The sequence below is a fragment of the Kaistella sp. genome (assembly GCF_049588135.1).
Lineage (GTDB): Bacteria > Bacteroidota > Bacteroidia > Flavobacteriales > Weeksellaceae > Kaistella.
Map to the genome: position 1 here is coordinate 1 of NZ_JBAVFG010000237.1, position 9,841 is coordinate 9,841.

Below are 9,841 nucleotides of genomic sequence, written 5' to 3' on the forward strand. Positions count from 1 at the left end.
ATCTCTGGCAGGTCAAGATTAAGATTTCCTTCTAAAATAAAAACATCACCAAAAATAATGATTTCACAGGGTCTAATCACCCATTTTCAACTATTCTTAAAAAAAACCTCACTTATAAGATAAGAAAACTAAAACATCTACTTAAATTTGGTAGAACAAAAAAAGCAAACTTATGAAAAAATCATTACTTCGCTTACATTTATTATTGGTCATGCAACTGTCCAGTTTTATTTTAGCTCAAAAAGCTACAGCACCGAAATTTATCGGAAACATAGAAGGAATAAAAGAATATTCCCTAACAAACGGAATGAAAGTATTGCTGATTCCTGATGGTTCACAAAGCAACATGGTCGTAAATATCGTGTATAACGTAGGATCGAAAGATGAAGGTTATGGCGAAAAAGGAATGGCGCATTTACTGGAACACATGCTTTTCAAAAGCACGAAAAACCTAGGCGATATCAAAAAACAATTATCAGACAAAGGAGGCGCTGCAAACGGAACCACTTACTATGACAGAACGAATTATTACGAAGTTTTTCCATCCAATGATGAAAATCTGAAATGGGCGATTAATATGGAAGCAGACCGGATGATTAATGCCACCATACTTCAAAGCGATTTAGACAAAGAGTTTTCTGTGGTAAGAAATGAATTCGAAATCGGCGAAAATGATCCATCCTCTGTTTTAATGGAAAAAGTATTTTCAACAGCTTATATGTGGCACAACTACGGAAACTCTACCATTGGAAGCAAAGAAGATATCGAACGTGTAAAAGCTCCTACTTTAAAAAAATTCTACGAAAAATATTACCAACCGGATAATGCAACACTTATCATTGCTGGGAAATTTGATGAAGCAAATGCTTTAAAATATGTGGTCGAAAACTTTTCTATTTTACCAAAACCTACCAGAGAATTGGGCACCACCTATACCATAGAACCACCGCAAGACGGAGAGAAAACGGTAGAATTGAAACGTTCGGGTGAAAGCAAACTTGTTGCTGCAGCTTATCACACCTCTGCTTATGCAGATAAAGATTATGCTGCCTTAATGGCATTGGGCGAAATCTTAACTGCTAATCCTTCCGGATACTTGTATAAAAATTTGGTTGAAAACCAAAAGGTTTCCAGCATTTGGCTTTACTCACCAGAGGTAAGAGATGCAGGTTTAATGTATTTCAATTTTGATATTCCTAAAGATAAAGACATAGAAATCACTAAAAATTTAGTAAAAACAGAACTTGATAAAATTGCGACCACTAATTATAATCAGCAGGATTTAGAAAGAGCAAAATCCAAACTTTTAAAACAAATCGAAAACACAAAGAACAATACCATTAATTATGCTATTTCACTTACCGAAATTATTGGTGCCGGAAATCATACACTCTCATTCCTATATCGGGATAATGTAGAAAATCTAACCCTTGCAGATATTAAAAGCGTTGCCGAAAAATATTTCAGAAGCAACAACAGAACGATTGGACTTTTTATACCGACCGCAAATGAAAACAGAGTAAAGCCCGCAGAATTCCGACAGGATCAAATTGCCGCTTTAACCGCAAATTATAAAGGAAAAGCTCTAGAAAAAGACGTTGCTCCTTTCGAAGCAAGTATTGCCAATCTGAAAAAAAACCTAACAGAAGGCGCTCTTTCTAACGGAATGAAATATGGTCTAATCAATAAAGAAGTAAAAGGCGACAAAATCCTAGCAACTTTTAAACTGCCTATAGGAAATGAAAAAGATTTAGCTGGCAACAACGAAATCGGAAGCATCACCGCTCAACTATTAAATGCAGGAACAAAAACAAAAACCAAAGAACAGATTCAGGATAAACTCGACCAACTGAAATCTTCCATTGACACAAGATTAATGGGACAGAATTTAATTATTTCTGTAAATACTTATAAAAACAATTATCCCGAAGTGATGGATATATTGAAAGACATGTTGACCAATTCGACATTTCCACAAAATGAGATCACAAAAACGATTACAGAATACAATACCATTCTGGAAGGACAATTAAAAGATCCACAAGCCATTGCACAAAATGAATTGACACGAATGACTTCACCGTATGCGAAAGAAAGTATTTTCTATACCGCATCTTTGCAGGAAGAAATCGACAATAACAAGAAAATTACCCGCAATCAGATCGTTAATTATTACCAGAATGTTTTAGGAGCGAACACCGGCGTAGGAACAGTTTTGGGAAAAATAGACTCTAAAACTGCAGTCGCTTCTTTGGAAAACACCTTCGGAAAATGGAATGCAAAATCAAAATATACCGAAATAAAACCTACTTATTTTGAGACAAAAAAAATAGACAAAAACTTCCTGACTCCCGACAAAGAAAATGCAATTGCTTTAGGGACCAACAGTTTCAAAATGAATCAGAAAGATACCGATTATCCAGCATTTATTTTAGCAAACGAGATTTTGGGAAGTGGCGGTTTTCTTTCTGCACGTCTTCCGATGAGATTGCGCGAAAAAGAAGGAATCAGTTATGGTGTTGGATCCTTTATCAACGTTCCCGTTTCCAATGATGTTGCTTCCTGGGGATATTATGCATTACTAAATCCTACTAAACGCGATGCTGTGGAAAGTGCAGTAAAAGAAGAAGTCAACAAAGCGTTGAAAGATGGTTTTACAGCTGATGAACTTATGACCAACAAAAAAAGTTACTCCAATATTCAGAAAACCAGGTTGGGAATGGATAATACCCTGATCAACCTCGTGAACAAAAAATTACAGTACGATGTTGCTTTGGACGAATATGATGCATTAAATACAAAAATTGCAGCTTTGACTTTAGACGAAGTCAACAGTGCGCTCAGAAAATATTTAAATTTAGATAAAGTGACTTCTGTATATGTGGGAGACTTTAATAAAAAGTAAAATGATTTTTTTTAATTAATCCGACTCAGAGATGGGTCGGATTTTTTAGTTCTGAATAACAGTTTCAACCATATCTCTCCGCAAATCGATTACCGTATTTTGAATAGCGTCTGTAATTTGTTAGGGAAGATGGATTTTTTAAACACTTGTTGGAATATTGATAAAAACAGAAAATTTAAATGAAAAAAAAACCATCAAAGCTGTAGAAACTTGATGGCTTTAGTTGATGATTAGTATTTTTATCAGTACCTTATTTACTGCAAGTACAGCCTGTACAGGTACAGTTGACGCAAGTACAGTTTTGGCAGTTTCCCGCTTTACAGCCCTCGCAAGGACATGTGCAATTATTATTTTCCATACTAATAAAATTAAAGAATTAAAAAGTAAAGTTAAGCATGTTTTTTAGAAAATTCGCTTAAACATCTGATTTAATTAACTTTAACACGCCTCAAAGAAATCTGAAAAAAATCTGGATTCACTATAAACTTCCAAATGCTTTTTCTGCATTCACAAATTTACCTTCTGTAATCGTTCTCGTTTGATTTTCCAGCATCCCATCCCATAATATTGATGATTTACTTTTGCCTCTACGGTTCCTGTCATTACTTTCCCATCAAAAGACGTAATCGTAATTTTTCCGGTGGGTGTTCCATAAAATTCATTCGTTGTTCCCCAATGAGAGGCATAGGGTCCATCGCAGGTTTCAGAATATTTGATAGCATAAGAAAGATTTCCAAAATCACTGGAGTGCTGATAGATATACTCTTTACCAATTTGAATATTTTCCGTATAAATAATATAATCAAAATAAAAGCCCTGATTGAACCCATAAACACCTAGTTGGTAAAAATAACGATCACGATCATCTTTTCCTTTTTTCCAACTCACATAATGAGTGTTACCATCATTTTTAATGGTTTTTTGTACGCCTTCGATCTTTGCCGTAAAAGAACCATTCGGATCTGCGGATTCCTTAGAAGATTCCTCATCTCTACTTCCACAGGAAATAAAGACCACAAAACTTAAATAAAACAATAGGTTTTTCATACTTCGATCTACATATTCCTTCTATACATTCCGCCAACTTCAAACAGTGCATTCGTAATTTGTCCAAGCGAACAGTATTTCACTGCTTCCATCATCATACCAAATAAATTTTTCTGATTAATTGCGCCGAGTTGCAAATCTCTCAAAATCTGTTCGCTTTTATCGGCGTGAGATTTCTGGAAATTCTCTAAATTCTGAATCTGCAATTGTTTCTCTTCTTCGGTCGAACGAATTACTTCTCGTGGTAAAACCGTTGGTGAACCATCTTTTCCTAAGAAAGTATTTACGCCGATAATCGGATATTCGCCGGTATGTTTCAGCATTTCATAATGCATACTTTCCTCCTGAATTTTCGAACGCTGATACATGGTTTCCATCGCACCAAGAACTCCGCCTCTTTCGGTAATTCGGTCGAATTCGGTGTAAACTGCTTCTTCTACCAAATCGGTTAATTCCTCAATAATAAAAGAACCTTGCAATGGATTTTCATTTTTCGCTAAACCTAATTCCTTATTAATAATCAACTGAATCGCCATTGCTCTTCGAACTGAATCTTCCGTCGGAGTCGTAATTGCCTCATCATAAGCATTGGTATGCAAAGAGTTACAGTTATCGTAAATCGCATACAGCGCTTGCAAAGTTGTTCTGATGTCATTAAAATCAATTTCCTGTGCGTGCAAAGACCTTCCAGAAGTTTGAATGTGGTATTTCAACATTTGAGATCTTTCGTTCGCATGGTATTTCATCTTCATCGCTTTGGCCCAAATTTTACGTGCAACCCTTCCAATTACAGCATATTCCGGATCTACACCATTCGAGAAGAAGAATGATAAATTGGGTGCGAAATCATTGATATCCATTCCGCGGCTCAAATAATATTCTACATAAGTGAAACCATTTGCCAAAGTAAATGCGAGTTGCGAAATCGGATTTGCGCCCGCTTCTGCAATGTGATAACCGGAAATGGAAACCGAATAAAAGTTTCTCACCTTCTCATCAATGAAATACTGTTGAACATCGCCCATTAATCTCAACGCAAATTCGGTGGAGAAAATACACGTATTTTGCGCTTGATCTTCCTTTAAAATATCTGCCTGAACGGTTCCGCGAACATTTGCGATGGTTTCTGCTTTAATTTTATTATACGTTTCTGTGTCAATAACTTCATCGCCGGTGATTCCTAATAATTTCAAACCTAAACCATTATTTCCATTTGGAAGTTCGCCTTCATAAGCTGGTCTTTTCAAACCTTTATCATCAAATTTTGCTTTTAATTTTGCCTCAACCGCTTCCCAAAGATTATTTTCCGATAAATATTTTTCAACATTCTGATCGATGGCTGCATTCATGAAAAATGCGAGCAACATTGGAGCGGGACCATTAATCGTCATGGAAACCGAAGTCATGGCATTCACCAAATCAAAACCGGAATAGAGCTTTTTCGCATCATCCAAAGTCGCAATCGAAACTCCGGCATTTCCGATTTTTCCGTAAATATCTGGTGGAAAAGCGGGATCTTGACCGTATAAAGTCACAGAATCAAACGCAGTTGACAAACGTTTCGCATCCATATCTGCGGAAACATAATGGAATCTTCTGTTGGTTCTTTCCGGTCCGCCTTCTCCGGCAAACATTCTTGTTGGATCTTCGCCAGTTCTTTTAAAAGGAAATAATCCAGCGGTGTAAGGAAATTGTCCGGGAACATTTTCTTGACCTTTCCAACGCAATAAATCTCCCCAATCCTGGAACTTCGGTAAAGAAATTTTTGATATTTTTAAATGCGATAAAGATTCGTATTTGGTTTCAACTTTAATTTCTTTTCCACGAACGAAATAGGAAAAAGAGTCTTGATTCATTTCTTCTTTAAAATGTTTCCAACCTTTTAGGAAGGCAATATTTTCTTCGGAAAGTTCTTTCTTCGTTTTAAGGAAAACCTTTTCTAATTTATCTGTGGTATGTTGATCGTCGGTAATCAAAACTTTGGCACCTTCCAATAAATACATTTTCTTTGCAATAAGTGCTTGATTTTCAACCTCTTTGTCATAAGCGTGATTACTTTCAACAATTTCAGAAAGATAACGAACACGTTTCGGAGGAATTACCGTCGTATCATCAGAAACATTTTGTTCTACAAATTCTTTAAATTTCGGAGCGTTTTCACCTTGAGTTTTTTCTAAACTTTCATTGACTTTATTAATTAAAGCATTGTATAACTCTGTCGTCCCATAATCGTTGAACTGACTGGCTTTAGTAGAAAAAACGGGCATTTCTTCCAACGTTTTATCAAAAGCGGTATGATTTCTTTGGTAGGTTTTTCTTACAGCTTGCAACGCATCTAAAGCGCCACGTTTATCGGATTTATTTAAAGCAATTAAATCGGCATAATCCAACATATCGATTTTCTCCAATTGCGTGGAAGCACCATATTCAGGAGTCATAACGTACATGGAAACATCGGCGATATCTGTAATTTCTGAACCTGACTGTCCAATCCCGGAAGTTTCCAGAATGATGACATCGGGTTTTGCTAATTTTAAAATATTTAAAGCGGAATGAATATAAGGAGAAACCGAAACATTATTCTCGCGCGTCGCCATCGAACGCATATAAACGCGTTTGTCATTAATGGAATTCATGCGGATTCTGTCCCCTAATAAAGCTCCGCCAGTTTTCTTTTTTGACGGATCTACAGAAACGATTGCGATTTTCTGATCCGGATTGGAACGTAAAAAACGACGGACTAATTCATCCGTCAAAGAAGATTTCCCTGCTCCACCAGTTCCTGTAATCCCGATAATTGGGATTTTAGAATCTTTTGCTTTTTCATCGATTGCTTTTACCAATTCCGGTTTTTCATCGGAGAAATTTTCTACGGCAGAAATGACTTCTGCGATGGATTTTGAATCTTCAAATTTAATTTGATCTAAATCTGAAACTTGAATATGTTCACCGGTTGCGAAATCAGATTTCTGCACCAAATCATTGATCATTCCTTGCAATCCCATTTCACGACCGTCGTCCGGAGAATAAATTCGATCAATTCCGTAATCCATTAATTCTTTAATTTCTTCGGGAAGAATTACGCCGCCGCCGCCGCCAAAAATTTTGATTTGAGGTGCGCCTTTTTCGCGTAAAAGATCGTAGATATATTTAAAATATTCGTTGTGACCGCCTTGATAAGAAGTTAAAGCGATTGCGTTTGCATCTTCCTGAATCGCACAATCTACCACTTCTTCGGCGGATTTATCGTGACCGAGGTGAATAACTTCGGCACCGGTTGCCTGAATCATTCTTCTCATAATATTAATCGCAGCGTCGTGACCATCAAATAATGATGCGGCAGTAACGACTCTTACTTTATTTTTGGGCGTATATTTTTGGGATTCCATAATTGAATTTAGGTTGACTTCAAAGATAATGAATTAAATAATTTTTTTTAAATTGCTTTAAACAACTGATTGAAAGTTATTTAAAACAAAAATTACTTTTTCGGTTTAACAGAAAATCAATTGAAAGCAATGGATTATTAAATTTTCGATATTTTCGACAAAATTTTAGCATGAAAAGAACACTCCTTTATTTAATAGCCGGAACCGTCATCAGTTTCCTTTTAAATTATTTTCTTTTTGGAAGTCAAGGCTGGAAACTCGATTTATTCTACGGGTTTTCTTTCGGTTTAGCTTGGGGAATTGCTTATTTTTTAGATGATGTTAAATTTTCGCTTGCTCAGAAATTTTCAATTTCGTTTTTAGCGATGGGGATTTTAGCTATAATTGGAACTTTGATTTTTAATTTTGAATTGGCAGTTCCTTCTGTCATCAAATTCTCAATGGTCTTTGTTGCTTATTATTTGATTGCGAGTTTCCGAAGTTCAAAATCTTTGCGTAAATAAGATATACAAACTCCTTTTTTATCCTAATATAGAGGTATAAAAGACTTGTTAAGAAATTCAATTTCAAATCCTTGGAATAAACATTCCAAAAACATTTTCAGTTAGAAAAAAAAATTATACCTTTGCACACCCGTAATGGGGAAAATTATGTTTAATCGTAAACGAAAAAAGTGTGAATACATTAAGTTACAAAACCGTCTCAGCTAACAAAGCTACTGCAAATAAAGAATGGGTTGTGGTAGACGCTGAAGGACAACCTTTAGGAAGATTGGCTTCTAAGGTTGCAAAGATTTTGAGAGGTAAGCACAAAACGAATTTTACACCTCACGCAGATTGCGGAGATAATGTAATCGTTTTGAATGCAGGGAAAGTGACCCTTTCCGGAAACAAGTGGGCTGACAAAACTTACATTTGGCATACTGGGTATCCAGGTGGTCAAAAGTCAATGACTGCGCTCGAACTTCAAAAGAAAGATTCTTTGAAAGTATTGGAAAAATCTGTAAAAGGGATGCTTCCAAAAAACAAATTAGGATCTGTATTGTTCAAAAACCTTTATTTATATGAAGGAACTGAGCATAAACATGAAGCTCAAACGCCGAAAGTAATTAATATTAACGAATTCAAATAATTAATATGTCAATAGTTCATAAAATCGGAAGAAGAAAAACTTCTGTTGCAAGAGTTTACGTGAGACCAGGTTCTGGTGTAATCACGATAAACAAAAAGGATTCTAAGGAATACTTTGGAACTGACGTTTTAGTTTACAAAGTGAATCAACCATTTTTGTTAACAGAAACAGTAGGTCAGTATGACGTAACTGTAAATGTTTTCGGTGGCGGTATTACTGGTCAGGCTGAAGCAATCAGATTAGCTATTTCTAGAGCAATGTGCGAAATCAACGAAGAAAACCGTTTGCTTCTTAAACCACACGGATTACTTACCAGAGACGCAAGAATGGTGGAAAGAAAAAAACCAGGTCAGAAAAAAGCAAGAAAGAAATTCCAATTCTCGAAACGTTAATATTAGACGTGAGATTTGGAGACAAGAGACTGGAGGTTTTATGCTCTTTCTCTTAATTCTATTATTAATCAAAAAATGCCCCGTTAGTTTAGCACCCAAACATTTCTCCCATCAAAGAAATTGTTGATTGCACAAATGCGGAACGTAAACTAAAAACAAAAAAGAGACATGGCAAAAGCAAATGTTAAAGACCTTTTAGAGGCAGGAGTACACTTTGGTCACATGACCAGAAAGTGGAATCCAAATATGGCTCCATACATTTTTATGGAGAAAAACGGTATTCACATCGTAGACTTACATAAAACAGCTGTGAAATTGGACGAAGCTTGTTCAGCTTTAGAAAAAATCACTTCTGCAGGTAAAAAAGTCCTTTTCGTTGCTACTAAAAAGCAAGCGAAAGAAGTTGTAGCAAAATATGCAGCTGAACTTAATATGCCTTATATTACTGAAAGATGGCCTGGAGGAATGTTGACAAACTTTGTTACCATCCGAAAAGCCGTTAAGAAAATGAACCACATTGATAAAATGAAGAAAGATGGTACTTTCGAAACTTTATCTAAAAAAGAAAGACTACAAGTTGATCGTCAAAGAGCAAACTTGGAGAAAAACTTAGGTTCAATTTCTGACATGGTTCGTCTTCCATCAGCACTTTTTGTTGTTGATATTATGAAAGAACACATCGCAATTAGTGAGGCAAAGAAATTGGGAATTCCAATTTTCGCAATCGTAGATACCAACTCTGATCCAAGAAAAGTGGAATATGTAATTCCTGGAAATGATGATGCTTCTAAATCTATTGATATGATTTTGAGCGTTGTTTCATCTTCTATCAAAGACGGATTGTCTCAAAGAAAAGCAGATAAAGAAAAATCTAAAGAAGAAGGAGAAAAAGCTTCAGCAGATGCTGATGTAGATTTCGATTCAGCTGCAGAATAAGAATTTATCTTCAAATATAAAAAGGTTTAGAATTTAGTTTC

At 35.7% G+C, this 9,841-nt stretch carries 7 protein-coding genes; 5 read left to right on the forward strand and 2 right to left on the reverse strand.

What is annotated here, in order from left to right:
• The first annotated feature begins 172 nt into the window (after window positions 1–172).
• Window positions 173–2,905 carry a M16 family metallopeptidase gene (locus WBY99_RS12650; protein ID WP_423976694.1) on the forward strand — a complete coding sequence of 911 codons (2,733 nt, stop codon included), beginning with the start codon at window positions 173–175 and terminating at the stop codon, window positions 2,903–2,905.
• A gap of 507 nt (window positions 2,906–3,412) precedes the next feature.
• Here WBY99_RS12650 and WBY99_RS12655 read toward each other — a convergent pair.
• Together WBY99_RS12655 and WBY99_RS12660 are read right to left on the reverse strand one after the other, a co-directional pair.
• Window positions 3,413–3,952: a hypothetical protein gene (locus tag WBY99_RS12655; protein WP_423976695.1), complete on the reverse strand. Its 540-nt coding sequence runs from the start codon at window positions 3,950–3,952 to the stop codon at window positions 3,413–3,415.
• A gap of 8 nt (window positions 3,953–3,960) precedes the next feature.
• Window positions 3,961–7,341, reverse strand: a complete 3,381-nt coding sequence (locus tag WBY99_RS12660) for a methylmalonyl-CoA mutase family protein (RefSeq protein ID WP_423976696.1) — start codon at window positions 7,339–7,341, stop codon at window positions 3,961–3,963.
• 170 nt (window positions 7,342–7,511) lie between these two features.
• Here WBY99_RS12660 and WBY99_RS12665 point away from each other — a divergent pair, with 170 nt between their 5' ends.
• From WBY99_RS12665 to rpsB, 4 genes are all read left to right on the forward strand, one after another.
• A complete protein-coding gene (locus WBY99_RS12665; RefSeq protein ID WP_423976697.1) occupies window positions 7,512–7,844 on the forward strand; it encodes a hypothetical protein in 333 nt (110 codons plus the stop codon).
• Between the two features lie 172 nt (window positions 7,845–8,016).
• Window positions 8,017–8,472, forward strand: a complete 456-nt coding sequence (gene rplM, locus WBY99_RS12670) for a 50S ribosomal protein L13 (protein ID WP_423976698.1) — start codon at window positions 8,017–8,019, stop codon at window positions 8,470–8,472.
• A gap of 5 nt (window positions 8,473–8,477) precedes the next feature.
• The gene (gene rpsI / locus WBY99_RS12675; protein WP_423976699.1) at window positions 8,478–8,864 is read left to right on the forward strand and encodes a 30S ribosomal protein S9; all 387 of its coding nucleotides are present in this window, start codon (window positions 8,478–8,480) and stop codon (window positions 8,862–8,864) included.
• Window positions 8,865–9,032: 168 nt separating this feature from the next.
• Complete coding sequence (gene rpsB, locus WBY99_RS12680; protein WP_423976700.1) at window positions 9,033–9,800, forward strand: 30S ribosomal protein S2; 768 nt, start codon at window positions 9,033–9,035, stop codon at window positions 9,798–9,800.
• The last annotated feature ends 41 nt before the right edge of the window (window positions 9,801–9,841 follow it).

Bases quoted from the DNA above. Each gene is read 5' to 3' on its own strand.
- WBY99_RS12655 (WP_423976695.1), bottom strand. From the start codon at position 3,952: ATGAAAAACCTATTGTTTTATTTAAGTTTTGTGGTCTTTATTTCCTGT.
- WBY99_RS12650 (WP_423976694.1), top strand. From the start codon at position 173: ATGAAAAAATCATTACTTCGCTTACATTTATTATTGGTCATGCAACTG.
- WBY99_RS12660 (WP_423976696.1), bottom strand. From the start codon at position 7,341: ATGGAATCCCAAAAATATACGCCCAAAAATAAAGTAAGAGTCGTTACT.
- rpsI (WP_423976699.1), top strand. From the start codon at position 8,478: ATGTCAATAGTTCATAAAATCGGAAGAAGAAAAACTTCTGTTGCAAGA.
- rpsB (WP_423976700.1), top strand. From the start codon at position 9,033: ATGGCAAAAGCAAATGTTAAAGACCTTTTAGAGGCAGGAGTACACTTT.
- WBY99_RS12665 (WP_423976697.1), top strand. From the start codon at position 7,512: ATGAAAAGAACACTCCTTTATTTAATAGCCGGAACCGTCATCAGTTTC.